At 42.3% G+C, this 25,356-nt stretch carries 27 protein-coding genes and 1 riboswitch; of the genes, 19 read left to right on the forward strand and 8 right to left on the reverse strand.

Annotated elements, in window-relative coordinates; translation table 11 throughout:
• The first annotated feature begins 198 nt into the window (after positions 1-198).
• Positions 199-675 (forward strand): RNA deprotection pyrophosphohydrolase, encoded by a 477-nt coding sequence (ytkD, locus tag GPA07_RS06030; protein WP_008360652.1) that lies wholly within the window; start codon positions 199-201, stop codon positions 673-675.
• Between the two features lie 31 nt (positions 676-706).
• Here ytkD and GPA07_RS06035 read toward each other — a convergent pair whose 3' ends face one another.
• From GPA07_RS06035 to GPA07_RS06045, 3 genes are read right to left on the reverse strand one after another with little or no spacing between them, the layout of a single operon-like run.
• Complete coding sequence (locus tag GPA07_RS06035) at positions 707-1,453, reverse strand: ABC transporter permease (RefSeq protein ID WP_412096211.1); 747 nt, start codon at positions 1,451-1,453, stop codon at positions 707-709.
• Positions 1,454-1,487: 34 nt separating this feature from the next.
• Positions 1,488-2,258: an ABC transporter ATP-binding protein gene (locus GPA07_RS06040; protein WP_157292184.1), complete on the reverse strand. Its 771-nt coding sequence runs from the start codon at positions 2,256-2,258 to the stop codon at positions 1,488-1,490.
• Positions 2,259-2,273: 15 nt separating this feature from the next.
• A complete protein-coding gene (locus tag GPA07_RS06045) occupies positions 2,274-3,275 on the reverse strand; it encodes an ABC transporter substrate-binding protein (RefSeq protein WP_157292185.1) in 1,002 nt (333 codons plus the stop codon).
• Between the two features lie 173 nt (positions 3,276-3,448).
• Here GPA07_RS06045 and GPA07_RS06050 point away from each other — a divergent pair, with 173 nt between their 5' ends.
• From GPA07_RS06050 to GPA07_RS06075, 6 genes are read left to right on the forward strand one after another with little or no spacing between them, the layout of a single operon-like run.
• Positions 3,449-4,177, forward strand: a complete 729-nt coding sequence (locus tag GPA07_RS06050; protein WP_157292186.1) for a carotenoid biosynthesis protein — start codon at positions 3,449-3,451, stop codon at positions 4,175-4,177.
• Positions 4,146-4,892: a lysophospholipid acyltransferase family protein gene (locus GPA07_RS06055; RefSeq protein ID WP_157292187.1), complete on the forward strand. Its 747-nt coding sequence runs from the start codon at positions 4,146-4,148 to the stop codon at positions 4,890-4,892. The genes GPA07_RS06050 and GPA07_RS06055 overlap by 32 nt, the downstream gene beginning before the upstream one ends.
• A complete protein-coding gene (locus tag GPA07_RS06060) occupies positions 4,877-6,004 on the forward strand; it encodes a glycosyltransferase family 2 protein (protein WP_008361923.1) in 1,128 nt (375 codons plus the stop codon). The genes GPA07_RS06055 and GPA07_RS06060 overlap by 16 nt, the downstream gene beginning before the upstream one ends.
• Complete coding sequence (locus tag GPA07_RS06065) at positions 6,001-7,482, forward strand: phytoene desaturase family protein (protein WP_157292188.1); 1,482 nt, start codon at positions 6,001-6,003, stop codon at positions 7,480-7,482. The genes GPA07_RS06060 and GPA07_RS06065 overlap by 4 nt, the downstream gene beginning before the upstream one ends.
• Positions 7,483-7,508: 26 nt before the next feature.
• The gene (locus GPA07_RS06070; protein ID WP_008361927.1) at positions 7,509-8,303 is read left to right on the forward strand and encodes an alpha/beta hydrolase family protein; all 795 of its coding nucleotides are present in this window, start codon (positions 7,509-7,511) and stop codon (positions 8,301-8,303) included.
• A gap of 39 nt (positions 8,304-8,342) precedes the next feature.
• Positions 8,343-8,585 (forward strand): DUF2584 domain-containing protein, encoded by a 243-nt coding sequence (locus GPA07_RS06075; RefSeq protein ID WP_008361929.1) that lies wholly within the window; start codon positions 8,343-8,345, stop codon positions 8,583-8,585.
• Between the two features lie 40 nt (positions 8,586-8,625).
• Here the strand turns inward: GPA07_RS06075 and pckA are convergent, their stop codons facing one another.
• Entirely contained in the window at positions 8,626-10,212 is a 1,587-nt protein-coding gene (gene pckA, locus GPA07_RS06080; RefSeq protein WP_157292189.1) for a phosphoenolpyruvate carboxykinase (ATP), read from the reverse strand.
• Positions 10,213-10,440: 228 nt separating this feature from the next.
• Positions 10,441-10,574: riboswitch (SAM riboswitch) on the forward strand.
• A 195-nt stretch (positions 10,575-10,769) separates the two neighbouring features.
• Here pckA and metK point away from each other — a divergent pair.
• The gene (metK, locus tag GPA07_RS06085; RefSeq protein WP_008361732.1) at positions 10,770-11,972 is read left to right on the forward strand and encodes a methionine adenosyltransferase; all 1,203 of its coding nucleotides are present in this window, start codon (positions 10,770-10,772) and stop codon (positions 11,970-11,972) included.
• A 146-nt stretch (positions 11,973-12,118) separates the two neighbouring features.
• A complete protein-coding gene (asnB, locus tag GPA07_RS06090) occupies positions 12,119-14,017 on the forward strand; it encodes an asparagine synthase (glutamine-hydrolyzing) (RefSeq protein WP_157292190.1) in 1,899 nt (632 codons plus the stop codon).
• A 142-nt stretch (positions 14,018-14,159) separates the two neighbouring features.
• On the opposite strand, the gene GPA07_RS06095 is transcribed toward asnB, so the two are convergent.
• On the reverse strand, positions 14,160-14,675 hold the full coding sequence (locus GPA07_RS06095; protein ID WP_008361728.1) for a gamma carbonic anhydrase: 516 nt from the start codon (positions 14,673-14,675) through the stop codon (positions 14,160-14,162).
• A gap of 45 nt (positions 14,676-14,720) precedes the next feature.
• Here GPA07_RS06095 and GPA07_RS06100 point away from each other — a divergent pair, with 45 nt between their 5' ends.
• From GPA07_RS06100 to GPA07_RS06110, 3 genes are all read left to right on the forward strand, one after another.
• Complete coding sequence (locus GPA07_RS06100) at positions 14,721-15,500, forward strand: alpha/beta hydrolase (RefSeq protein ID WP_008361725.1); 780 nt, start codon at positions 14,721-14,723, stop codon at positions 15,498-15,500.
• 29 nt (positions 15,501-15,529) lie between these two features.
• The gene (locus GPA07_RS06105; RefSeq protein WP_008361724.1) at positions 15,530-16,609 is read left to right on the forward strand and encodes a tetraprenyl-beta-curcumene synthase family protein; all 1,080 of its coding nucleotides are present in this window, start codon (positions 15,530-15,532) and stop codon (positions 16,607-16,609) included.
• A 295-nt stretch (positions 16,610-16,904) separates the two neighbouring features.
• Positions 16,905-17,681 (forward strand): sporulation protein, encoded by a 777-nt coding sequence (locus tag GPA07_RS06110; protein WP_071168743.1) that lies wholly within the window; start codon positions 16,905-16,907, stop codon positions 17,679-17,681.
• Between the two features lie 47 nt (positions 17,682-17,728).
• On the opposite strand, the gene GPA07_RS06115 is transcribed toward GPA07_RS06110, so the two are convergent.
• Together GPA07_RS06115 and GPA07_RS06120 are read right to left on the reverse strand one after the other, a co-directional pair.
• Positions 17,729-18,304, reverse strand: a complete 576-nt coding sequence (locus GPA07_RS06115; RefSeq protein WP_157292191.1) for a tRNA 5-(aminomethyl)-2-thiouridylate-methyltransferase MnmM — start codon at positions 18,302-18,304, stop codon at positions 17,729-17,731.
• The gene (locus GPA07_RS06120; protein ID WP_008361718.1) at positions 18,301-19,266 is read right to left on the reverse strand and encodes a tRNA modification radical SAM protein MnmL/YtqA; all 966 of its coding nucleotides are present in this window, start codon (positions 19,264-19,266) and stop codon (positions 18,301-18,303) included. The genes GPA07_RS06115 and GPA07_RS06120 overlap by 4 nt, the downstream gene beginning before the upstream one ends.
• Positions 19,267-19,418: 152 nt before the next feature.
• On the opposite strand from GPA07_RS06120, the gene GPA07_RS06125 reads away from it, so the two are divergent.
• The 7 genes from GPA07_RS06125 to GPA07_RS06155 all read left to right on the forward strand — a co-directional run bounded on the left by GPA07_RS06125 (position 19,419) and on the right by GPA07_RS06155 (position 24,498).
• Positions 19,419-19,694 (forward strand): YtzC family protein, encoded by a 276-nt coding sequence (locus tag GPA07_RS06125; protein WP_008361717.1) that lies wholly within the window; start codon positions 19,419-19,421, stop codon positions 19,692-19,694.
• A gap of 343 nt (positions 19,695-20,037) precedes the next feature.
• Positions 20,038-20,217 carry a hypothetical protein gene (locus GPA07_RS06130; RefSeq protein ID WP_071168744.1) on the forward strand — a complete coding sequence of 60 codons (180 nt, stop codon included), beginning with the start codon at positions 20,038-20,040 and terminating at the stop codon, positions 20,215-20,217.
• 17 nt (positions 20,218-20,234) lie between these two features.
• Complete coding sequence (locus GPA07_RS06135; protein ID WP_008362024.1) at positions 20,235-20,627, forward strand: GntR family transcriptional regulator; 393 nt, start codon at positions 20,235-20,237, stop codon at positions 20,625-20,627.
• Positions 20,620-21,498: an ATP-binding cassette domain-containing protein gene (locus GPA07_RS06140; RefSeq protein ID WP_008362023.1), complete on the forward strand. Its 879-nt coding sequence runs from the start codon at positions 20,620-20,622 to the stop codon at positions 21,496-21,498. The genes GPA07_RS06135 and GPA07_RS06140 overlap by 8 nt, the downstream gene beginning before the upstream one ends.
• Entirely contained in the window at positions 21,492-22,478 is a 987-nt protein-coding gene (locus GPA07_RS06145; protein WP_157292192.1) for an ABC transporter permease subunit, read from the forward strand. The genes GPA07_RS06140 and GPA07_RS06145 overlap by 7 nt, the downstream gene beginning before the upstream one ends.
• A gap of 21 nt (positions 22,479-22,499) precedes the next feature.
• Positions 22,500-23,198 carry an ABC transporter ATP-binding protein gene (locus GPA07_RS06150; RefSeq protein ID WP_008362020.1) on the forward strand — a complete coding sequence of 233 codons (699 nt, stop codon included), beginning with the start codon at positions 22,500-22,502 and terminating at the stop codon, positions 23,196-23,198.
• Positions 23,188-24,498: an ABC transporter permease gene (locus tag GPA07_RS06155; RefSeq protein ID WP_008362018.1), complete on the forward strand. Its 1,311-nt coding sequence runs from the start codon at positions 23,188-23,190 to the stop codon at positions 24,496-24,498. The genes GPA07_RS06150 and GPA07_RS06155 overlap by 11 nt, the downstream gene beginning before the upstream one ends.
• Positions 24,499-24,558: 60 nt before the next feature.
• Here GPA07_RS06155 and GPA07_RS06160 read toward each other — a convergent pair whose 3' ends face one another.
• Positions 24,559-25,260, reverse strand: coding sequence for a sunset domain-containing protein (locus tag GPA07_RS06160; protein WP_008362017.1), 702 nt, complete (start codon positions 25,258-25,260; stop codon positions 24,559-24,561).
• Positions 25,261-25,356: the final 96 nt, after the last annotated feature.

The raw sequence follows: 25,356 nt of genomic DNA on the forward strand, positions 1-25,356 counted from the left end.
GTCATCATGGATAAAAGGTTTCATGATTAAAATGGAATGAGGATGGAGATGATAAAAAGGTTTTAGCAAGAATACTTATTACATACAGACGAGATGGAAGCACTCGTTTGTTTCACTTTTCATAAAAATTCTTCAGAGAAATGTGATCTGTGGTATGATGTTTTACAAGAAGCAAGGACAGGATATGAGGGATTTCACATGCATGTATTTAAAGACTATTATCATAATACGGTCAAGCTCTCTTTTGAAAAGCAGCCTTTTTCGAGTCATCCTAAGCATGTTTGGGCCATTTGCCGCTATCAGGGAAAATGGCTGCTCACTGAACATGAGGATCGCGGCTATGAGTTTCCAGGAGGGAAAGTTGAGCCAAATGAAGAAGCAGACCAAGCCGCTATACGGGAGATTCAGGAAGAGACGGGTGCTGTTGTTCGTGAATTAACGTATATTGGTCAATATCAGGTGCTTGGCAGAGAGAAGGTCATTGTCAAAAATATTTATTTCGCTGATATTGAAAAGCTCGTCAAGCAGGACACGTATTTTGAAACGAAAGGGCCGGTTCTTTTCGCAGACCTGCCAAGATCCATCGCAAGAAATAAAAATTTCAGTTTTATTATGAAAGATGATGTCTTAAGGAAAAGTCTTGCTTATTTAGAAAAGAACGGTTTGATTCGTTAAAAAAAGCGCAGGGAAATACTCCCTGTGCTTTTTATTTTTGAAGAAAACGGCGTTCAAGCCATTCTACAAGCTGGTACATGATGGTAGCGAAGACGGCGATAATGAAAAGACTTAAGAACACGAGTGTAAAGTTGAAGACTTGAAAACCGTAAATGATCATGTAGCCGAGCCCTTTTGAGGAAACAAGGAATTCTCCCACAATCACCCCAACCCAAGAAAGACCAACATTGACCTTAATGGCAGAGATCATCGTTGGAATACTTGCTGGCAAAATGACCTCACGAAAGACCACTCTTTTTTCCGCACCAAAGGTTTTCATGACCTTTAAATAATTTTCATCGACTTCTTGAAAGGCCGTATAAATGACGATCGTTGTAATGATCACACTAATGATTGCGCCCATCGCGACAATGCTGATCATGCCAGGCCCAAGGGCAACAATTAAAATCGGGGCTAAAGCGACTTTCGGCATCGCATTTAAAATGACCAAATAAGGATCAAGTACGTTCGCCAGCCGGGTGGACCACCATAAGGCGGCGGCTAACAAAATGCCGCAAAACGTACCAAGAAGAAACCCAAGCACCGTTTCAAACAACGTAATACTCATATGATTCACTAAAGAGCCATCTGATATTTTTTGTATAAACAATTGGCAGACTGCAGATGGTGAACTGAAAATGAGCGGATCAATGAGCCTAAAATGACTGGCAAGCTCCCAAAGTGAAAAGAAACTGGCGAAAATGATCAGCTGATAGACTCGTGTGATGCGTTTTTCCATTCGAACTTTTTTTCGATAGGCTTCATGTAAAAGGTCACTGTGTTTCAACTGTTTTCAGCTCCTTCCAAATCGTTTGAAAGAGCTCTTGAAAGCTTGGTGTCTGTCTCGCTTCAAAGGGAGAGAGGGCTTTCAGGTCATCTGGAACGGTAAAGATCCGCTGAATAGAGCCGGGATGTTTTGAGAATAAGAAAATCCGATCGCTCATGGCAATGGCTTCACCAATATCATGCGTGACAAGGACGGCTGTTTTTTGATAGTTTTTTAATGTGTGAAAGACGAGATCTTCTAATGTCAGTTTGGTCTGGTAGTCTAGTGCTGAAAATGGCTCATCTAGTAGAAGCAGGCCGGGATCAACCGCAAGTGTTCGGGCGAGTGCTGCACGCTGCCTCATGCCGCCTGACAGCTCCTTCGGATACTTTTCCTCCACATCATGCAGTCCAAGCTTTGGCAGTAAGCTAAGGGCAGCTGAGGAGGCCTCATGTGAATCTTGTTTTGCAATTTTCAACCCGAGAATGACATTTTCCTTGATCGTTTTCCACGGGAACAAATAATCTTGCTGGAGCATGTAGCCGATTTGGTGCTCCTTTTGATTCGGCTCTTTTCCTTCGATTAAGATTCGACCTTCAGAGGGTGGCGTAATGCCTGCGATGATGGACAGCAGGGTTGTTTTCCCGCAGCCGCTGGGACCAATAAATGAGATGAATTCACCTTGGTCTATCTCCATATTGATGTGCTGTATGGCCGTTGTTTTTTCTTTTAAAGAGAAGTACGTGTGGGTCACATGGTCAATTTGAAGGAAAGACATGTGCTACCTCCTATTCTATTTGTGATCTGTGACCTTCTTTGCAATGGATGAATCGACAAGTTGTTTGTACGGGATAAATTCCGGCAGTTCACCGCTCGCCTTCATGATTTCCTGTAGTTTGTTCCATTCTTCTTCATTTAGAAGGGGATCTGTTGCATATGAGTGCTGCTGCTTGTAGCGTTTGATGGCATTTGATAAGACGTCAACATCCGTATCAGGAAAATGCGATTGGATTGTCTTGGCAATCTCCTCTGGACGCTTCGTTTCTACCCACTTCTGTGCTTTATAAATGGCACGAGTAAAGGCTTCGGCTGTTTCTTTGTTTTTTTCTAAGTAACTCTTCTTTGCCATAAAAGTGGTATAAGGCACCTTGCCAGAAGCCTCTCCAAAGGAGGCGGTAATGTACCCTTTGCCTTCTTTTTCGATTAAGGATGCAGTCGGCTCAAATAACTGGACAAAATCGCCAGTTCCAGAGGAAAAAGCGCCTGAAATGTTGGCAAAATCAATATTTTGAATCATCCGAAGATCCTTTTTCAAATCAATGCCTTCTTTTTTTAGGACATATTCACCGACCATTTGCGGCATACCGCCTTTCCGCTGTCCGAGAAAGTCTTTTCCTTTTAATTGATCCCAAGAGAATTCGTCGATTTTCTCCCTTGAGACAAGAAAGGTGCCGTCTGTTTGAGTCAGCTGCGCAAAGTTCATGACAGAGTCTTTTGTCCCTTGGGCTTCCACATAGATAGAGGATTCAGATCCGGTCAGGGCGATATCGGCACCGCCGGATAAAAGAGCTGTCATCGTTTTATCGCCGCCCCAAGTGGTTTTTAATTCAACCTCTAAGCCTTCATCTTTGAAAAATCCTTCGGATAAGGCGACATAAAGCGGAGCATAAAAGACCGAATGGGTCACCTCTGCAACTTGTACGGTCTGCTCTTGTTCTTTTTTACAGGCGACAAATGGAATAAAGAGCAAGACAACGAATATGAATGCCAGTCTGACTTTAATGGAACGATTCAAGAGTAATTCGCCTCCTTTGTTCTAGATCACTAATTAAAGTATGTCAAAAGGGATTTTTGGTGAGTGCCTAGATGAAATAAGAAGCGCATTGTTTATTTATAGATCGTGCCTTTTTTTCTATACTAGAAGCATGAATGCTTTCTTGAATTTGGCAAAAATAAAGGAGCGGTTTCGTGTATAGATTGAGTTGGATATTTGTTGGATGGTATTTGGTAGGACTCATATTAATGGTTTTTTTCGAAGTGCCGGCATGGCTTCAGTTTGCAAATGGAATCTTCCTTGTGCTGTACGCCTGCTGCGTGATGGAGCTGGGCCGACATATGTATGGATCATGGCGCTTTGTGATCAAACGAGCGGCCATTGTGGGAGCTCTTACGTTTACGATTGAATGGGTCGGAATCACAACGGGCTTTCCATTCGGGGCCTATGATTATTACCCGGCCTTAGGTTTTCTTGTGGCGGGTGTGCCCTTAACGATCGCTTTTGCATGGGTTGGCGTGTTTTTAAATAGTCTTTTTTTATCCGGACAACAATCAAAGTGGGTGCGAGCCGCCGAAACGGGGCTATGGATTGTACTGCTTGATCTCATATTAGATCCAGTAGCGGCTGACCGTAAGTTTTGGGTGTGGTATGACGGTGACGGTTTTTTTGGTATTCCTTTTGAGAATTTTGTGAGCTGGGGTATGATTGGAGCAGGGCTTTCATTTCTTTTTCCGCTCGTCTCGATTGATCAGCAGGTATTGCGCTGGAATGGCCGTATTTATCAAGCGATGGTGATGTTCTTTGGTCTTCTGGCATTAAAGGGCGGGCTGGATGTGATTTTTTATTTAGCACTGATCATTGTCATCTTGTGTGAAGGAAGGGTTCAATTTGAAAGAAAGCGACAAAAGCCGAGCGTTTAGCCGATTATTTTATCTTTATCTTGAACGATATTTACTGAATAAACATTTCCACTGTGTGATGATGCAAGGTACGGTGGACCCAAAAGAGAAGTTACCTGTTCTTTATCTTGCGAATCACAGTTCATGGTGGGATGGACTGATCATCTTTCTATTAACAGAAAAAACATCTGAACGAGATCATTACATGATGATGGAGGAGAAGCAGCTAAAGCAATATGCTTTTTTTCGTAAGCTAGGTGCATTTCCAGTCCATAAAGAGAAGTTGACAAGTGTAAAACAAGCATTGATGACGGCAAAAGCAAATATGCAGAAAGGCGCGGCAGTTTGGCTTTTTCCGCAGGGGAAAATCATGCATCAGGATACAAGGCCGCTTGAACTGGAGGGCGGAGCTTCTTTTTTGGTGAGACAATTTGAGCAGGTCATCGTCAAGCCGGTGTCGCTGCATTATACATTTAATCAATTTCAAAAACCGACGGTATCGGTCGTGTTTGGAGAAGACGTTGTACTATCTGGCGGCTCACTTCGAAGCAAGGAAGTAACAAGTATACTTGGAGACCTGCTTGAAACACAGTTAAACGAACATCAAGCGCAGGTCATCGCTGATCCTGATTTTACAGCAAAGGAACAATTTAGACAGATGACAAGGACAAGCCGGTCAACAAGTGATGCGTTTGATTCCTTTAAGAAGTGGGTGAAAACATGGCGGTCTTTTTAACGGTGATCAGTGCTTTGCTGCTCTGTCAATTGATGTTTACCATCTGGAATATGAAGCAAATCCCTGTGCTTAAGCCTGCGTCTCTTTCGCCTGATGAACCGATTTCATTATCGATCCTCATTCCAGCGAGAAATGAGGAAAAACGTCTGGAAGCGTGTCTTCAGTCGATTGTTGATCAGCATCTTTATCCGAAGGAGCTGATTGTGCTGGATGATCATTCGACAGATCAGACGAGAGCAATTGCTGAGGGCTTCGCAGAGAAATATCCGTGGATTCGTGTGCAGTCAGGTCAAGTGTTGAAGCGAGGCTGGCTTGGTAAATCCTATGCTTGCTCTCAGCTAGCTGAGGCAGCATCTTCTGACTGGCTGTTATTTTTAGATGCAGATGTCCGGTTAAAACAAGGAGCCATCGAGGCGGTGTACAAGCAGTTATGCACGCAAAAAACGGGAATGCTGTCAGGCTTCCCAGAGCAAAAAACAGGGACACCGTTTGAGCATCTTGTGGTCCCTATGATGATGTTTACGATTGGGTGTCATCTGCCAGTGAAATGGGTCAGAAAATCTCAAAACCCGGCTTTTGCCGCAGCTCATGGCGGCTTTATTGCGATTGAAAAGAACTGTTATCACGAAATAGGTGGTCATGAAGCGATCAAGGATTCGCTCGTTGATGATATGGCCTTGGCGAAACGAGTGAAAGCGAAGGGCTTTCCGTTCACACTTGCGAGTATTCATCCGTTTGTCTATATGAGAATGTATGAGAGCGGACAGGAAGTGTGGGAAGGCTATCGAAAAAATTTGTTTCCTGGAGTAAATCGGAGCATTGCTTTGTTAAGCGGTGTCTTTTGTTTATATACAATGCTTTATTTGGTTCCCGTTATTTGTTTCATTATCGCCCTCATTCAGTTTGATGTGGTCAATCTCTGTTTAGCCATTCTTTGCTACGGGCTAGGTGTATCTATTAAAGCGGTCATTGATATCGAAAATGGAAGAACGTCTACGATGGCCTTTTTATTGCCGGTAAGTATCATGAGCCTGATCGCCATTGGTTTTGCTTCTATGAAAATTGGACTGAAAAAAGAAGGGTATGAATGGAAAGGAAGAAGGTACGAATGAAAAAAGTGATCATCATTGGCGGCGGACTTGGCGGGTTGTCAGCGGCAATTCGCTTACAGTCACGCGGGGTTCAGGTCACCATTTTAGAAAAAGAAGCTGCTTTAGGCGGGAAATTACAGCGTCATCAAGGGGCTGGCTACTCTTTTGACCTAGGACCGAGCACCATTACAATGAAGGCGTATTTTGAAGAAGTGTTTACCTCTTGTCAGAGACGGATGGAGGATTATGTCACATTTTATCCGATCTCTCCCCTGACCAAAAATGTATTCTCTGATGGTCATACGGTCGAGTTTACGCCGAATATCGAGCAAATGGAAGCGCAAATTGCCGCATTTAGCCCTGAGGATGCGCAGCAATACCGAGCCTTTTTACAGAATTCAAAAAAGCTTTTCCAAATGGCGGAGGATCAGTTTTTAAATCGTTTGTTATTGACCTGGAAGGATAAAGCGGATCTTAAGCTGGTGAAAGCACTTCTTGCTGTCAAACCGTTTACATCCGTTCAGCGCCTGCTTCGTCAGTATTTTCGTCATCCTCATACATTGGCGATGTTTGGGCGGTATGCAACATACATTGGCTCTTCACCCTACGAGGCTCCCGCTATTTTTAATATGATGGCGTATTTAGAAGGGGAAAAAGGCATTTATGGAATAAAGGGCGGTACGTATCGTTTAGTTGAGGCGTTTGAGACACTCGCAAAGGAATTGGGCGTCCAGATTCATCTCAATGAACAAGTAAATAAAATTCATGTGAGGAATAAACGAATCCAAGGGGTTGAAACAGATCAGCAGGTGTATGAGGCAGATCAAGTCATTGCAGGAGCGGATGCACTGACTGTCTATCGCCATTTGATTGATGAAAAAGACCGTCCTGGCTTTTTAAATCAAAAGCTTTCAAATATCGAACCATCGTTATCTGGCTTTGTTCTTTTACTTGGAATACCTAAAGTCTATGAACAGTTGTCTCATCATAATGTATTTTTTCCAGAGAATTATGAGCAAGAATTCAAGGATATTTTTCAGAAAAAAAAGCTCCCTCAGGACCCGGCGCTTTACATATGTTATTCAGGCCATTCAGAGCCAGCCTTGAGCGGAGGACCGGGAAGAAGCAACCTGTTTGTCCTGGCCAATGCACCTTATGTGACAAAAGAGCAAAATTGGGACATGCTAAAGGAGACGTATCGTCAGCATATCAAAACGAAACTAAAAGAAAAGGGTCTCTTTGATATCGATCAGGTTGTCGAATATGAAGCGGTTCAAACCCCGCTTGATTTGCAGCAAAAAACGGGAGCATATCACGGAGCCATTTATGGCATGTCTTCGAATTCGTTCAAGCAGGCATTTTTCCGTATCAATAATCAATCAAAGGATATTGAAGGGCTTTGGTTTGTTGGAGGCACCAGTCATCCAGGCGGCGGTACTCCGATGGTGACAAAATCAGGTCAGCTTGTTGCAGAAGCGATCATCAAGCAATTGACGTAACACCGAATGAAAAGGAGAGAATTCAAGTGATTGTGGAAAAAAGAAGGTTCCCGTCGCCCCATCCGCATATTCACTTATATACAGTGACATATGAGGCCGATGGACTTCGGATGAAAGGGCTGCTCGCTGAACCGGCCGGAGAAGGTCTCTATGACGGTTTTTTGTATTTACGCGGCGGCATTAAAAATGTGGGGATGGTCAGACCTGGCCGAATTGTGCAATTTGCAGCGCAAGGCTTTGTCGTCTTTGCTCCTTTTTACCGAGGGAATCAAGGAGGCGAAGGGAACGAGGACTTTGCCGGAGAGGATCGGAAAGATGCATTTGCGGCTTTTAATCTGTTAAAAAATCATCAAAAGGTGAAGCAGGATCGCATTCATATCTTTGGTTTTTCCCGTGGCGGTATTATGGGCATTTGGACCGCTGTTGAAATGAAACAGGAAGCCGCCTCCTTTGTGACTTGGGGCGGTGTAAGTGATATGAAGCTCACCTACGAAGAACGTGTGGATATGAGAAGAATGATGAAGCGCGTGATAGGCGGTCCGCCGCACAAGGTGCCAGAAGCATATGAGGCGCGAACCCCTTTGAATGATGTGGACAAAATCGAAGCCCCTGTCTTAATCATCCATGGAGAGCAGGATCAGAATGTATCCATTGAGCATGCATATTTATTAGAAGATGCGCTGCGTCAGCATGGCAAGTCTGTGGAAACATGGTATTTTCATGGCTACAATCATTATTTCCCGCCGCAGCATAATCGGGAGATTGTCAGACGGCTGACGACATGGATGCACAGCCGTAAAGGCGGAAATGTGGTAAAATAAACAGTAGAAAGAAATTTAGAAAGTAGGGGGATTTTCATTATGGGAATGCCTGTTGAATTTAATACAATGATTGTCACAAAAGGAAAAGAGACAAGAATTGAAGAAAATGTGTTTGAGCTCATGAAGGAAGGGTACCGCATTTATCCATTAAATATTCCGCTTGAGGTGCGCAAAACGAAAGACGGGGAAAAAACAGGGACAGCACATGTAGAAAAGCTCGAGCTGTCAGACGATGTCACGAAGGTGACTTACCGTCTTGTATCATTGCATTCAACGAATTAAAAAAGCTGAGGGAATGATCCCCTCAGCTTTTGTCTTTTGATTAGACGAGTGGTCCGCCTTTTGCTTCGATGTCACTTGCTGCATGGCTGAATTTTTTGAAATTCTTTTTAAATTCGTTTGCAAGGAAGTAGGCTTTTTCTCGGTAAGCCTCTTGATCAGCCCATGTTTTAGCAGGCTGAAGGACTTCATCTGGCATCCCTGGAATATGAAGCGGGATGTGTAATCCAAAGATGTCGTCAGTGATTATTTCAGCATTGTCAAGATCGCCTTCGATGGCTGCCTGCACCATCGCTCTTGTATGAGCCAGGTTCATTCGTTTGCCCGTACCATAGCCGCCGCCAGTCCAGCCTGTGTTCACAAGGAATACTTTTGCGCCATGCTCATCAATTTTTTTGCCAAGCATTTCAGCATAGACGTGAGCAGGAAGTGGCAAGAACGGTGAACCGAAGCAAGTAGAGAATGTCGTTTCTGGTGATGTCACACCGCGCTCAGTTCCTGCTAATTTACTTGTGTAGCCGCTAAGGAAGTGATACATGGCCTGTTCTTTCGTTAAACGGCTGATTGGAGGTAAAACACCAAAAGCATCCGCTGTTAAAAAGACGATGGCAGATGGATGACCTGCGATACTTGGTTTCACGATGTTATCAATCATTTCGATTGGGTAAGCCGCCCGTGTATTTTCAGTAAAGAATGTGTCATCATAATCCGCTTCACGTGTTTCTTCATCCAGCACCACGTTTTCAAGCACGGATCCGAAGCTGATGGCTTTGTAAATTTGCGGCTCTTTTTCCTCACTTAAGTTCACACATTTCGCATAGCATCCGCCCTCAATATTGAAGACACCAGTGCTAGACCAGCCGTGTTCATCGTCTCCAATCAGCTTGCGGCTTGCACTTGCAGAAAGCGTCGTTTTCCCAGTCCCTGAAAGGCCGAAAAATAATGCGACATCGCCTTCTTGACCAACGTTAGCTGAGCAGTGCATGGATAAAATATCTTGTTCAGGGAGAAGGTAGTTCATGACAGAGAAAATGGATTTCTTCATCTCTCCTGCATACTCTGTTCCACCGATCAGAATTGTACGCTTTTCAAAAGAAACGATAATAAACGTTTCAGAGTTTGTGCCATCTGTTTCAGGATCTGCTTTAAAGTGAGGAGCAGATAAGATGGTAAAAGGCTTTTCATTTGATGATGGTGTTGATCCGTCAGGTCTAATGAATAGCTGCTTTGCAAAGAGATTGTGCCATGCGAATTCGTTTACCACTGTAATGGGTATACGGTATCTTTCGTCAGCACCCGCAAATCCTTCAAAGACAAATAGTTCATCACGTTCTTTTAAGTATGACACAACTTTTGTATATAAACGATCAAATGCGTCTTTTGAGATCGGCTGATTCACTGTGCCCCAATCAATGTTATGCGCAGAGCTTTCTTCTTTTACAATAAATTTATCTTTAGGCGAACGTCCAGTGTAGGCACCAGTTGTCGCGCGGACAGCACCTGTTGAAGTTAAAACGCCTTCATGACGTGCCAAAATCTTTTCAACAAGTTTCGGAACAGATAAATTTTGGTGCGTATTTTCTAATGAGAGCAATGACTGCAAATCTTCTTTTAAATCCACTGAGTTCATAAAAAACCCTTCCTTTACCGTTGAATTTGTTTTTGTTTCGATTAGTATAACACATTGATAATAATAGTCTATACTATTTAAATATTTTTGTGTGTGTTTTTTCATTTCTGCTATGAAAATATGCTTTTTGGTGATGTGAAAGATGAGGTAAAAAAAGAGGGGAGATAATTCCTATGAAGCATTGACATGACGCAAGGGTTTAAGATAAGATATCTTATTGAACGGATACTCTTATCCCGAGCTGGTGGAGGGACAGGCCCGACGAAGCCCAGCAACCGGTTTCTTATGAAAAAGGCATGAACATGCTGAGAAACCAAGGTGCTAACCTGATGCAAGGTACAAAACACCTTGAGCGATAAGAGTGAAAGGCATGCGATCTCAGACCCTTTCCTCGCAATGAAGGAAATGGTTTTTTTATTTTTGGGATATCATATGAACAAATTGCCAATAACATCTCTAATATAAACGTTTTGAAATATAAGAGGGAACGAGTTCCGTATCATATTGGAGGCCTCATCTTGGGATGGTGTGGTCTTGTACAGGAGGAAATAGCCATTATGAGTCAAAATCGTCGTTTATTTACTTCAGAATCAGTGACGGAAGGACATCCGGATAAAATCTGTGATCAAATTTCAGACAGCATTTTGGATGAAATTTTAAAGAAAGATCCTAATGCACGTGTTGCCTGTGAAACTTCTGTAACAACCGGTCTCGTATTAGTAAGCGGTGAGATTACAACGTCTACTTATGTCGACATTCCAAAGACAGTACGTGACACGATTAAGGAAATTGGCTATACACGTGCGAAATATGGGTTTGATGCGGAAACATGCGCGGTTCTTACATCAATTGATGAACAGTCTGCTGATATTGCACAAGGTGTAGACCAAGCGCTTGAAGCACGTGAAGGTACAATGACTGAAGAAGAACTTGATGCAATCGGTGCAGGTGACCAAGGCCTTATGTTTGGTTTTGCAAACAACGAAACAGAAGAGCTGATGCCGCTGCCGATTTCACTAGCGCATAAATTATCTCGTCGTTTAACAGAAGTACGCAAGAATGAAACACTTGCATACCTTCGTCCTGACGGAAAAACACAAGTAACCGTTGAATATGATGAACAAAACAAACCGGTTCGTATTGACACAGTCGTTATTTCTACACAGCATGCACCAGAAGTGACGCTTGAACAAATTCAAAGCGACTTAAAAGAGCATGTCATTCGTCCTGTCGTTCCAAGTGAACTTATTGATGAAGAGACAAAGTACTTCATTAACCCAACAGGCCGTTTCGTGATTGGTGGACCTCAAGGGGATGCTGGTTTAACTGGACGTAAAATTATTGTTGATACGTACGGAGGCTATGCTCGTCACGGAGGCGGTGCTTTCTCTGGGAAGGATGCAACGAAGGTTGACCGTTCAGCAGCATATGCGGCTCGCTATGTAGCGAAAAACATCGTAGCAGCAGGTCTTGCAGATTCTTGTGAAGTACAGCTTGCTTATGCAATTGGTGTTGCACAGCCAGTCTCAATTTCAATTGATACGTTTGGAACAGGAAAAGCGTCTGAAGAAAAATTAATTGAAGTGGTTCGTGCAAACTTTGATCTTCGTCCGGCCGGCATTATTAAAATGCTTGACTTGCGTCGTCCAATCTATAAACAAACAGCTGCATACGGACACTTTGGCCGTCATGACTTGGATCTTCCATGGGAAAAAACAGATAAAGCCGACTTGCTTCGTCAGGAAGCCTTAGGACAATAACAACATACAAAACCGCTTATTTTAAGCGGTTTTCCTTTTGATTAAAAAAATTCTACAAAAAGCTAAAAATGTGAAACGAAATTAGACAAAATACGGTCTAATTATAGGTCTACTTTTAAGAAATAACATAACGTGGAGGCAATAATATGTGTGGGTTTGTTGGTGTATTTAATCACCGTCCATTGTCCGAAACTACTGAGCAGGAAGAGTTAATTAAACAAATGAATCGTCTCATCGTTCATCGTGGTCCGGATGATGAGGGTTACTTTCATGATGAGCATGTAGGATTTGGATTTAGACGTTTAAGTATTATAGATGTGGAGCACGGAAAGCAGCCGCTTTCTTATGAAAATGAAAAATATTGGATTATTTTCAATGGAGAAATTTATAACTATGTGGAGCTGAAGGAAGAGCTTGTGAAAAAAGGCTATACGTTCAGCACAGATTCTGATACGGAAGTACTTCTTGCCACATATTGTAACTATAAAGAAGAAGCAGCATCTAAGCTTCGCGGAATGTTTGCCTTTTTAATTTGGGATAAAGAAGCGCAGTTATTATACGGCGCAAGAGATCCTTTTGGAATTAAACCGCTCTATTTTACACAAATGGATGAGCAAGTGTACTTTGCTTCTGAACGCAAAAGCTTAATGGCTGTGAAGGAGGACATCCTATTTGATGAGACCGCTTTGCAGCAATATATGTCCTTCCAGTTCGTTCCTGAGCCAAATACACTTGATCAAAAGGTGCACAAAGTGGAGCCGGGTCACCAGTTTACACTGCGCCCTGGCCAAGACATTGAATTTAAGACATACTGGAAAGTCCAATTCAAGCCTGAACAAACACAAGAGCAGAAACTAATCGAAGAAGTACGTGATGCCATCTATGATTCTGTAAAAGTACACATGAGAAGTGATGTGCCTGTTGGTTCATTCCTATCAGGCGGGATTGATTCTTCTTTCATCGTGTCGGTCGCAAAGGAATTTCATCCTGAGCTGAAGACATTCTCTGTTGGCTTCCAGCAGGACGGTTTCAGTGAAGTGGATGTGGCAAAGGAGACAGCTGATAAGCTGGGCTTACAAAACTTTAGCGCTGTCATTTCCCCTGAGGAATATATGAACGAGCTTCCGAAGATCGTCTGGCATTTAGATGATCCTTTGGCTGATCCAGCGGCGATTCCATTGTATTTCGTGGCAAAAGAAGCGAAAAAACAAGTGACAGTTGTTCTTTCTGGTGAAGGAGCAGACGAGCTGTTCGGTGGATATAATATTTATCGTGAGCCTCTTTCTTTAAAGCCATTCGAATCGGTTCCAACCATGTTGAAAAAGTTTCTTCTTCGTCTGGCTCGTATCATGCCAGAAGGAATGAAAGGGAAGAGCTTTATCGTTCGGGGCTGTACGCCGTTAGAGGAACGCTATATTGGTAATGCGAAAATCTTTGAAGAGCCAGTGAAGAAAAACCTCTTAAAACAGTATGATCCGAACATCACGTATCGTGACGTAACGAAAACATACTTCGAGGAAAGTGCAGGCTACAGTGATATTAACAAAATGCAATATGTTGATATTCATACGTGGATGCGCGGGGATATCTTGCTGAAAGCAGATAAGATGACGATGGCGAACTCTCTAGAGCTTCGTGTCCCATTCCTTGATAAGGTTGTATTTGAAGCGGCTTCTAAAATTCCAGAAGAGCTGAAAACAAAAGATGGCACAACGAAATATCTGTTGCGTAAAGCAGCAGAAGGCATTGTACCAGACCATGTGTTGAATCGTAAAAAGCTAGGATTCCCTGTTCCGATTCGCCATTGGCTGAAAAATGAGATGAACGCTTGGGCGAAGGATATCATTCAAAACAGTCAAACAGATGAATACATTAACAAGGCATATGTTCTTGAGTTATTAAATGACCATTGTGCGGGGAAAGCAGATCATAGCCGTAAGATTTGGACAGTCCTCGTCTTTATGATCTGGCATAGTATTTATGTGGAACGCAGTATTGAGCCAGAGCAGTTGAATCATCAACCGAAAGAAGTGATCTTTAGTTAATGAAAAAAGGTTTTCAGCTTTGTGCTGAAAACCTTTTTTGTCATGATAGAAAGTGGTGTAAACGGGTAAAATAACAAGCGCTTCACAGTTATTGCTTAATATCCTGAAAAAAACATGATAAAGTGAAGATACACGTATGATGTTAACGCGATAAAAGGGAACGATAGTATTGTCCTTTTTCTACATATTCTCTACGGATACGATCCATGTCTTGGATATCTTCATCTGTTAGCAGTCGAACAACCTTGGCTGGACGGCCAAAAGCGAGTGTGCCTTTTGGGATGACTTTTCCTTGCGGGACAAGACTGCCGGCACCGATAAAGGCACCTTCGCCAATTTCCGCACCATCGAGAATAATGGACCCCATGCCAATGAGGGCATGTTGTCGAATGATAGAGCTATGTAATGTCACTTGGTGTCCAATGGTAGCACCATCTTCAATAAGAAGTGTTTTTCCAGGACTTTGATGCAGACAGGACAAGTCTTGAATGTTGACGTTTTTTCCAATTCTTACAGGAGCTACATCGCCTCTAATGACGGTTTGGAACCAAATGCTCGAATATTCTCCAATGGTGACATCGCCCGTAATGGTGGCGTTATCTGCGACAAAGACCGAGTCATGAATCTCAGGTGTAAACTGATGATATGGATAAATCACTTTTTCGACTTCCTTTCCTAATACAACAAATGTGAGGTGTTTACTTTGTGGACTTGGCATGCTGAAAGACCAGTTGGTACAATTGTGATTGTACATGGTGCTAGTGAATATCATGGCCGATATAAATGGCTGATCGAAATGTGGCGAAATGCAGGCTATCACGTTGTCATGGGTGACCTGCCTGGACAAGGGACATCGACACGTGCGCGAGGCCACATTCGCTCTTTTCAAGAATACATTGATACAGTAGATGAATGGATTGAACATGCGAAGTCGTTCAGACTTCCGACATTTTTACTTGGGCATAGCATGGGTGGGCTCATTTCAATTGAGTGGTTCAAGCAGTATACCCATACGAAGATTGATGGCCTTATTTTATCATCACCTTGTTTAGGTCTGCAATTTAAACCGAAGAAGCTGATGGATTTTGCGTCAAAAGGGCTAAATGTGCTGGCGCCGTCGTTTAAAGTCGAGTCTGGGCTGTCAATTGAACTAGCCACACGGAATCAGGATGTCATTGAGGCAGATTCCAATGATTCACTTTATGTGACAAAGGTGTCGGTTCGCTGGTATCGAGAGCTTGTGAAAAATATTGATGCGGCGATGCAGCCAACGAATGTCTTTCGGTCGATTCCCCTCCTCTTAATGCAGGCAGGCGATGACAAGATCGTAGATAAAACGAGGGTAATCAAATGGTTCAACGGCATTGAATCATATAATAAATCATATCGTGAATGGGAAGGGCTGTATCATGAAATTTTTAATGAGCCCGAACGTGAAGATGTGTTTAAGGCAGCAAGAGCCTTTACAGATCAGTATATTTGATTGTGAGCTTAAGTTGGGGGTGGATTGAATTGTCAGTACCAGAACGTCCTTTTGCACTGATGACGAAGGTGTATAAAGAGATTTTTCCGCTAGTTCATCAGGAGCTTAAAAAGTGGCGGGCTCATGCAGAAAAGATTGAAAACGAAGAACTGAGAACGCAGGCACTAGCGAGCATATCCAGTAAAACCTTTCACTGTGAAGGCGGGGGGATTTTATCTCTTCTAGCAGGTGAAGCGAAAGAAACATGTATTGAATTCATTGTGGCGTACCAAACAATTAGTGATTACTTAGATAACCTCTGCGACCGCAGTACGTCGCTTGATCCAAAAGATTTTCATATGCTGCATCAAGCAATGAGGGATGCGCTTGATATTCATGCGGAACTCAAGCCGTATTATCAATTCCGTGATGAGCAAGAGGATCACGGGTATCTGCATGCGCTTGTCAAAACCTGTCAGGACGTGCTGTCACGCTTAGCGCATTATCCGATCATTCAGCCGTATCTGCACACGCTGTGTGATTACTATAGTGATTTACAAGTACATAAGCATGTGGTTCCTCATGAACGTGTGCCTCGACTAGAGTCATGGTTCCGCCAATATGAAAAGGATTTGCCGGAAATGGAATGGTATGAGTTTTCCGCATGTGCAGGATCAACGCTGGGCATTTTCTGTCTTGTGGCTTATGCACTGCAGCCTGATTTTACAGAGAAACAAGCGAAGCAAATTTACGAAAGCTATTTCCCTTATATCCAAGGGCTGCACATTTTATTGGACTATTTAATTGATCAAGAAGAGGACCGGCTTGAGGGCGATCTGAATTTTTGCTCATACTACAATTCTCATCATGAGATGATGGACAGACTTCAGCATTTTATTGAAAAAGCGGATGAACAGCTGAAAGGCATTCCGCATGAGAACTTTCATAAACTAATCAATAGAGGGTTACTGGCGGTCTATTTGTCTGATGAAAAAGTGACAGCTCAAAAAGAGATGAACAAGCTGGCAAAGCGGCTCATTAAATCGAGCGGGAAAACGTCCTTCTTTTTCTATATCAACGGCAGAGCCTATCGGACCTATCAGAAAATGCCTTGGATGAAATCGTCATAAATAAGTTTAAATTCAGCAGGGTGTGAGCTCGGCTTGTAGGGAAAACAATGTTTTTCTCTACAAGCTTTTTTGTTTTGTACGGTCTAGCAACAGGCGCTCGTGAGTAACATTTGTTCATTTTACACGAGGTGATGGACAGCTAACTAGTCAAACTTTCCCTAGTACAATCCTCTCATTTGCTGCCGATATAATTCTTAGTGTACGAATAGTAGGAAAAAAGTATCGATTAAATGAGTCCTTTTTCCTCCTTCTTACGTATATTTGTTGAAAAATATGAAAAAGGGGAAGATCGAGCATGTCATTCTTTAAAAAGTTTGCAGCAAGTGTAGGAATTGGTGCGGCGAAAGTAGATACTATTTTGGAGAAAGAGGCATATGAACCGGGAGAAGAAGTAAGGGGAACAGTCCATGTAAAGGGCGGGAAAGTCTCTCAAGATATCCGCTTTATTGATGTAAAGCTTAATACATGGTACAGCATTGTAAAAGATGATGAAGAGCAGCGAAAAGACACGACCCTTCATTCTGTAAGGGTGACTGAATCATTTACCATTCAGCCAGGGGAAGAGCATCAATTTCCGTTCTCGTTTATCCTCCCTATTGATACACCAATCACAGTAGGAAAAGTAGAGGTTGCTGTAGTGACAGACCTTGATATCCAAGGGGGTATTGATAAATCAGATCACGACCGCATTTTCGTGCAAGCACATCCTTGGATGAAACGTGTGCTGGAAGCTGTCGAAAATCTAGGCTTTCGTCTTCATGAAGCAGACTGTGAACAAGCGCCTTACTTCAGCCGCCGCCTTCCGTTTGTCCAAGAATTTGAGTTCATACCGGTATCAGACTATTATGGCGAATTACTTGATGAATTAGAGCTTATTTTCCTTATGGACGAAGAGGGCTTAGACATTATCCTCGAAGTCGACCGCAGAGCAAGAGGACTGCGAGGCTGGCTGGAAGAGATGTATAATGACGGAGAACAGCTTGTACGCGTCCGCTTCAGCCAATCAGAGCTTGAAGGTGCACAAGAGCTTGAATCGGTGCTGGAAGAGATCATCGACCAATACGCTGAGTAATTCAAGATTGGCTCTTTCCTTTGAGAAAATAAAAAGCTCGAATCCATTTAGGATTTGAGCTTTTTTTCAATAGCTACCACAAAGGGCGGGTCGTTATGAATATTCATGTATTGATAAGATAACACTTGTACTTCTTCATGATGGAGTGATCTGCAATAATCAAGAAGTACTTCTTTTTCTTTTTTTCCTTCAGGATGACCGTGGTAAATCACAAGAACGATCAGACCGCCGGGTTTCAGCCAGTCAAGGAGCTGTTTGATGGCTTCAATGGTCGTATGAGCCTGAGTCGTGACGGTTTTATCGCCTCCTGGTAAGTACCCAAGATTGAATACTGCAGCGGATACTTGACCATAAGCATCTGCTGGCAGATGGGCAGCCATTTTTTCGTGTCCGTCGTGGATAAGGTGAACGTAAGGATATTGCTCACCAAGCCTGTTGCTTGTTTGCTCAATGGCTTCCTTCTGAACATCGAATGCGAAAACTTGTCCATCTTTTCCGACAAGGTCAGCTAAATAGCGTGTATCATGGCCATTTCCCATCGTTGCATCAATGACAATATCACCTTTTTGGCATGCGCGTTCTAACAGCTCTTTACTAAAAGGGAGCATCCGTTTTAAAATCATTTTGCCGCTTCTTCCAATCTGACGAAACGTTTGCCTTGGTAGCTGTTACGTCTTTCAAGCTCAGCATTAATGGCATTAAGCACTTCCCACTTATTTACACTCCACATTGGACCCACCATTAATTCAATAGGACCATCGCCTGTAATACGATGAATAATCATTTCTGGCGGCAGAATCTCCAGCTGATCACAAACAAGCTGAACATATTCCTCTTGGCTTAAAAACTCCAGCTTGCCTTTCTCGTATTGCTTCACCATAGGTGTTCCTTTTAAAAGGTGAAGCAGATGAATTTTAATTCCCTGCACATCTAAATCAGCGACAGCTTTTGCTGTTTCCATCATCATGTCCCGGTTTTCAAGAGGCAGGCCGTTGATGATATGCGAGCAGACACGAATCCCGTGTTTTCGAAGTTTTTGTACACCTTCTACGTAGCATTCATAATCATGGGCACGGTTGATGAGCATAGCTGTTCGCTCATGTACAGTTTGTAGACCAAGTTCAACCCATAGGTACGTTCGTTCGTTTAATTCAGCTAAATATTCCACCACGTCATCTGGCAGACAATCGGGTCTTGTGGCAATGGATAAGCCAACGACTCCATCCAGATTCATGACGGTTTCGTATTTTTCTTTTAGAACAGGAAGCGGCGCATGTGTGTTTGTATAGGCTTGGAAATACGCCATGTATTTTCCGTCTTTCCATTTGGTATGCATCCGGTCCTTGATTTCATTAAATTGAGTGATGAGATCATCTGCCCGATTTCCTGCAAAATCACCAGACCCCGCGGCACTGCAAAATGTACAGCCGCCATGTGCGACAGTACCATCACGGTTTGGGCAGTCAAAGCCGCCGTCTAAAGCGACTTTGAACACTTTATGACCAAAGTGTTCACGCAAATGATAATTCCATGTGTGATAACGTTTTTCGCTGTTTGAATATAAAAAAGGGTTATGCTGATCCAAGTCAGTAACCTCCTTGCATAATAATAGGCATCCTAAAAGTTTAACAAAAATCACGAAAGAGAACAATTGAATCTGTCCAACATTTTCTTTAGTGAAAAAGCTTTACGTGGGCAAAATAGGCGGGAGCGATGATGAAATGGAGGGATTGCAAGATGGCAACAAGAAAATCAATTGATGAATTTGTGCAAAAAAGCACTGAGACTCTTGAGTTTGCAAGTGAACAATTTGATTTGAGCTCTCGCCAAGAGCATTATAACGAAGAAGAATTTTCGAAAGCGCAGCTCATGCTTGAGGATGCGGTGAATGAATTAGAAAAATTAAAAGATGTCGCCAATGATCAACAAAGAGAGCGTTTGGACAGGACACGTGTTCAAATTCAAAGTCTGCAAAATCAAATGATTTTAGGTATTTCATACGATAACGAATGAGAACAGATCCTTCTTTTAAGGATCTGTTCAGCGTGTAGACAAACCCTCGCATTCTTTGTCAGTCCTGCGTGCTGGTGCTCACGAATGTCAAATTCGCTCCGCGCCGGTACTCGTCCTTCCTAGACTGCAAAGGTTCTCAAGTCACGCTGAAAAGAAGACAAAGGACTAAAATAAAGGTCATTTTAGCCCATTGTCAACAATCTGACAGATCCTTCTTTTAAGGATCTGTTTTTTATTTTTTCGAAAGGTGATTGACTTTTCGATCGAGTGTCTATATTGTATTAAGTGTACTACATCAACTAATACACTTTAGACACTTAAAAGTGAAGAAAGGTGTTTAACCATGAAAAAAGAAAAAAAACCAATCAATTTGAAGTGGATGGTGCTGGCTGTTGTGTTAGCATGTACATTTTTTTTCGTTCTCGTTTTCATTGGTTTTGAAGTTCAAAACGATTTAATTAAAAATTCGGTCCCTTTAATGCAAGGACAGGATCAAACGATAGGACTGCAAAAGCATGAATGAGGAAAGAGGGAGCCATCATGATTCAAATAGATCCACGAAGCGCTGCACCCATATATGAACAAATCATTGAGCAGATGAAAATTTTGTGCTTAAAAGGCGTGGTGAAGCCAGGTGACAAACTGCCCTCTGTGAGAGAGCTGGCCACCATTATTATCGCCAACCCAAACACCGTTAGCAAAGCGTATAAAGAGCTGGAGCGGGAAGGGATTATTGAAACGTTAAGAGGCCGCGGAACGTATGTGACAGAAGGTGCGCAGTCAAAGCTGAATGAAGGGAAGGTGGTAGAGATGAAGGAGCAATTAAGGCAGCTCATGATTGAGGCTCATTATGCCGGTATTGATATTCATCAACTCAAGGTGTGGTTAGAAGAGATCGGCTCAAGTCTAAAAGGAGGGAAACAAGTTGATTGAGGTTAGAAATGTATCAAAGAAATTAAATGGACGTGAAGTACTCAGCGATGTTTCCTTCAAGATAGGCGAAGGAGAGATCTTCGGTTTGCTCGGCCGTAACGGGTCAGGCAAAACAACACTTCTCAGATTGATTCAGCAAATTCTTCTTCCAGATGAAGGAGAGATTTATTTCAAAGATGTACTCGTCAAAGACCACCCGTTAGTCAAGCAAAATATTGTGTATATGCCGGTCGTAAATCCTTACTTTGACAGGTACAATTATGGACAGCTTGTGAAGCTGTTAAAACAACTGTATCCAAAGTTTGACGTGACATATGCCAATGAGCTTGTGAACCGATATGAGATTCCGGAGAAAGTGAAATACCGTGAGTTATCGACAGGTTTAAAGAAACAGCTGTCCCTCATTTTAAGTTTTGCCATCAAACCAGCGGTCATTTTGTTAGATGAGCCGACAGATGGGATTGATGCGGTCACGAGAAATGACGTTCTTCAGCTGATGATTGATGAAGTGGCAGATCGACGAACGACGATTTTAATTACATCTCACCGCTTAGAGGATATTGAGCGTATGTGCAATCGAATCGGGTTTTTAGAAGGAAATCAGCTCACAAGTGTCATGGATTTAGATGAATTAAAGAATGACTATGTCAAAATCCAAATGGCATTTGAAGAGGATATGAACTTAAGTATTCGAAAAAAAGGCGTTGCGATTTTAGATCAAGCGGGTGTGTTCTATACAGCACTTGTACTCAAAACAGATGAAGAGGCAAAAGAGTATTTGAAATCGCTTGAACCAAAAGTCTGGCATGAACTGCCTGTGAATTTAGAAGAAGTATTCATTGCGAAGTTTGGAGGGAAACGCAGATGGTAAAGCGGCCATTGTTATATAAGGAATGGAAGCAGTCTGAGCTGACATTCATTTTAGTGATGCTTGTTGCAACGCTTGCGACGCCCTTTTTATTCTTAATGGAGTATTCGTCTTTTGAAACATGTCTAAAGGATACAACCTGTATCGTTGATTCACCACGTTTTTCTTATATCTTTAAAACAGATGCGTTTCTCTCCCTTTCTTGGTTAATGGGGCTCTTTTTTGCTGTGATTCAGCTAGGAGTTGAGAGAAATAAAGGGCAAATGGATTTTACCTTATCATTGCCGTTTAGCAGAAGTACAATTTATCACACAAAGTTTTTCTTAGGCACTGGAATCATTGTAGTTGTTCATGCTGTCTCATATGTTCTCACTTATTTACTTATTTTAGGACTTAATCCACTAGAGACACCAGGATTGCATAGCGGTTATTTCGTTTCCCTTGTGTCTTCCTTGATGTTTTATAGTCTATTTTTTGCAGCTGGTACTTTAACCGGAAGTTCCATTTCTCAAGCAATCGTTGGGTTCAGCACAGCTATCTTACCCTTTTTAGTTTTTGGATTACCGATGGTTCATTTAGAGTTTATCTTGAAGACAAGCGGTAGCTGGGTAGATAAAAGCTTTACTTATTTGATTTCGCCCATGTCTCCAATTACTTACATTACAACTGACCCTTTCCAATCGGATTATCCTCTTTGGTTTACGGGTGAAGAATTCATTATACCTATTGTCATGATGGTGTTGTTTTATCTAATTGGCTTATTGAGCTTTATGAAACATCCAATCGAACGAAATGGTCGCTTCTTTCTTTATCGAACGATCGACCGGCCCATTCAGATATTGGTCATTGTCTTCGGTGTTCTAGGATTTGGCTGGGTTGGATTTTCTTCAGACAATTCCATGTTTGGTTATATCGCCGGCATGGTAATCGGTGGAGTTGTAGGTGCGCTTACGAGTTATTTCTTAATCTATAGAAAAAGATAAACAGAGAGCAGGGGAGCAGAGATGATTCAAATTCAATCGTTAGATCATGTGTTTAAAATTGGTAAAAAGGGCAGAGAGAACGAAATTCCTGTGCTCAAAGACATTGACTTGTCTATTAAAAGAGGCGATATTGCTTGTATCGTTGGGCGAAGCGGTTCGGGGAAATCGACTTTATTGAATTTAATATCTGGATATATTTCACCAACGAGGGGACAAATTATCGTTGATGGCACCAATGTGACCGGCTTTAATGAAAAAGAGTGGGCAGACTTTCGGTTAGATCATTTTGGCTTTATCTTTCAAAGCTTTCAATTGATCGGAAGTTTGACAACGTTTGAAAATGTGGAACTTCCGCTCACTTTAAAAGGTGTGAAGTCGTCTGAGCGAAAAGTGAAAGTAAAGGAAATGCTGAAACGAGTTGGTCTTGAACATCACGCTGGACATTATCCCAATGAACTGTCAGGTGGACAGCAGCAGCGTGTGAGTATTGCAAGAGCCTTGATCCTTAATCCATCTATTATTTTAGCTGATGAACCGACAGGCAGTCTCGATTCAGAAACAGAAGGGCAAATACTAGCCTTTATCCAGCAGCTCAATCGTGAAAAAGGGATTACATTTGTCATCATTACACATGACGATGAAGTTGCTTCTATCGCAGACACAACGTTCCAGCTTCATGATGGTGTATTAAAGAAAGGGGAACAGTCCATTGAAGTTTAGAGATCAGGTCAAATTCATCAGAAGAAATATGAAGAAAAATAGATTGCGTGTGTTTATGACCATTCTTGCAACGACAATGGCATGCTCTTTCTTAATCGTACTTGCATCTGTCGGTTTTGGTCTGCAAAAATCGGCTCAAGATGAAATCATGAAACAACAAATCATTACAGAAATTAAAGTGTTAGGCAAAGAAAAAGGCGACGTCAAGGTTGATGATTTAAAGACATATGATCATGTGAAATCTGTCGTCGCCAGAACGGCAATCAATCCATCGGTTAACGTCGAGCTCGATGACCGCTCAACTGAAACGCAGGCAGCTCTGACAGATATGAAAGAAGAAAAAGAAGCAGGTCTTGAGCTAGACCGAGGGAAAGTCCCAACATCAGCAAACGAAATTGTCGTTGGGTATCATATGGCAGAGCAGCTGTGGACGGAAAAAGAACGTGCAGCCTATGAAAAAGAAATGAATCAGACGTCAAATGGTGAAGAATCACCGAAAGAGCCAAAAGGCTATACGAAGGAGATTTTAAACAAAGTCATTCAAATCAAAGTGCCAAAGCTTAATGAAGAAAATGAAGTTGTGGAAGAAAAGACGTTTGATTTCCGTGTAGTCGGCGTGTTGAAAAAACCGAATTTAGAGTGGCAGCAGGATCATAAAATTCTTATTCCGAATGCTTATGAAAAAGAATTTGGTCAAATACTCGACCTGTCTCCTGAAGCAGGAAATGTTGAGAAAATGACTTCTGTTTATGCAGACAAATTCGACAATGTTGGTGCACTGACGGATAAGCTGACAGATGACGGCTATCAAGTCATTTCTGTGACGAACCAGCTTGAAGGAATGGATATGTTCTTTACGGTCTTCAAAATTGGACTTATTTTTGTCGGATGTATTGCGGTCATTATTTCTGCGATCGGCATTTTCAATACGATGACAATGGCGGTAACAGAGAGGACACAAGAAATTGGGATCATGAAAGCCATTGGTGCGAATCCTTCTATTATTAAGAGGATGTTCCTCATGGAAAGTGCTTATATTGGGGTGATTGGATCGATCATCGGGATTATCATCTCGTATGTGATTAGTTTTGCAGTGAACTTCATCATTCCAGCCATTTTGTCTTCCATGTCTGAGGGAGGGGCAAGCGATCAATTCTCGATTACCTTCTCCTATATTCCGCTAAGCCTTGTGATCACTGCAACAGTGATTAGCGCAGGGGTAGCGATTATCTCTGGACTCAACCCAGCACGTAAGGCAACGAAAACGAATGTATTAACAGCATTAAGAAGAGAAAATTAAAAAAAGAACCTCCTGTGCCTTTAGCTGGCTGACAGGAGGTTTTTGCTCTTAGAAAAATGGCTATTGCTTAGGTGCTCGGTATCCTGCACGCTCTGCTTCTTCTACGGAGCAGAACATTTTGGTCACATGTTTTGTTCGTGTGTAGTATCTGCTGCTCGGCGTGTGATATATGCCGTTGACACTTCCTTTAATGTTACAGGCAGCCGATTCATTTTTTGTTTCTTTTTGTGACTCATGACCGCCAGTATTCGATCCATCATCCTTAGGCGCAGAGCGCTGGACGGCCGAGGACTGAGTGTCTTTGTTTCCGTTCTTGTTTTCTTTTTTGAGTGTTTCGTTGGTGGAGGTGAGTTTGTCTATTTTCTTTTCAAGCGCTTGAATGGTTTTTTCTTGTTGTTTGACTGTTTTCTTTTCTGAGGTGATGTTTTCTAGTTTCTTGGACAGCTCTTCTTTTTCGTTTGTCACGTCTTTTAAAGTGGCCGTAAGTGTCTCTTTATCTTCCTTTAGACGAGAAATGTCAGATGCTAATTGTTTTTGATCCTTGAGCAGCTGTTCAGAAGATGGATCTGCTTGTGCTTTCTGAGCACCTGTGACGGCAAACGGTAATGACATCATCGACAAAACAAGACCAATGATCAAAAAAGGATAAAAGAGTTTCTTTGAAAAAATTGGTTGGTTTTGCTGTTTGAGTAAGAAGAAATTGACGGCATATCCTATGGCGAAACAAACACATAAAAGACCTATGATGAGTAACATCATCATCTAGCAGCCCCCCCTAAATCGCTATTTACCCCTATCATACCTCATTTTTCCATTTTGGGGAGCGATTCAACTAAAAAAACCTGTTTACACAGGGTT

Origin of the sequence: Bacillus sp. ms-22, assembly GCF_009759805.1 — a bacterium.
Classification (GTDB): domain Bacteria; phylum Bacillota; class Bacilli; order Bacillales; family Bacillaceae; genus Bacillus; species Bacillus xiamenensis.

Bases quoted from the DNA above. Each gene is read 5' to 3' on its own strand.
- GPA07_RS06035 (WP_412096211.1), bottom strand. From the start codon at position 1,453: ATGGAAAAACGCATCACACGAGTCTATCAGCTGATCATTTTCGCCAGT.
- GPA07_RS06040 (WP_157292184.1), bottom strand. From the start codon at position 2,258: ATGTCTTTCCTTCAAATTGACCATGTGACCCACACGTACTTCTCTTTA.
- pckA (WP_157292189.1), bottom strand. From the start codon at position 10,212: ATGAACTCAGTGGATTTAAAAGAAGATTTGCAGTCATTGCTCTCATTA.
- GPA07_RS06135 (WP_008362024.1), top strand. From the start codon at position 20,235: ATGATTCAAATAGATCCACGAAGCGCTGCACCCATATATGAACAAATC.
- GPA07_RS06065 (WP_157292188.1), top strand. From the start codon at position 6,001: ATGAAAAAAGTGATCATCATTGGCGGCGGACTTGGCGGGTTGTCAGCG.
- asnB (WP_157292190.1), top strand. From the start codon at position 12,119: ATGTGTGGGTTTGTTGGTGTATTTAATCACCGTCCATTGTCCGAAACT.
- GPA07_RS06115 (WP_157292191.1), bottom strand. From the start codon at position 18,304: ATGATTTTAAAACGGATGCTCCCTTTTAGTAAAGAGCTGTTAGAACGC.
- metK (WP_008361732.1), top strand. From the start codon at position 10,770: ATGAGTCAAAATCGTCGTTTATTTACTTCAGAATCAGTGACGGAAGGA.
- GPA07_RS06160 (WP_008362017.1), bottom strand. From the start codon at position 25,260: ATGATGATGTTACTCATCATAGGTCTTTTATGTGTTTGTTTCGCCATA.
- GPA07_RS06110 (WP_071168743.1), top strand. From the start codon at position 16,905: ATGTCATTCTTTAAAAAGTTTGCAGCAAGTGTAGGAATTGGTGCGGCG.
- GPA07_RS06150 (WP_008362020.1), top strand. From the start codon at position 22,500: ATGATTCAAATTCAATCGTTAGATCATGTGTTTAAAATTGGTAAAAAG.
- GPA07_RS06075 (WP_008361929.1), top strand. From the start codon at position 8,343: ATGGGAATGCCTGTTGAATTTAATACAATGATTGTCACAAAAGGAAAA.
- GPA07_RS06060 (WP_008361923.1), top strand. From the start codon at position 4,877: ATGGCGGTCTTTTTAACGGTGATCAGTGCTTTGCTGCTCTGTCAATTG.
- ytkD (WP_008360652.1), top strand. From the start codon at position 199: ATGCATGTATTTAAAGACTATTATCATAATACGGTCAAGCTCTCTTTT.
- GPA07_RS06145 (WP_157292192.1), top strand. From the start codon at position 21,492: ATGGTAAAGCGGCCATTGTTATATAAGGAATGGAAGCAGTCTGAGCTG.
- GPA07_RS06125 (WP_008361717.1), top strand. From the start codon at position 19,419: ATGGCAACAAGAAAATCAATTGATGAATTTGTGCAAAAAAGCACTGAG.
- GPA07_RS06130 (WP_071168744.1), top strand. From the start codon at position 20,038: ATGAAAAAAGAAAAAAAACCAATCAATTTGAAGTGGATGGTGCTGGCT.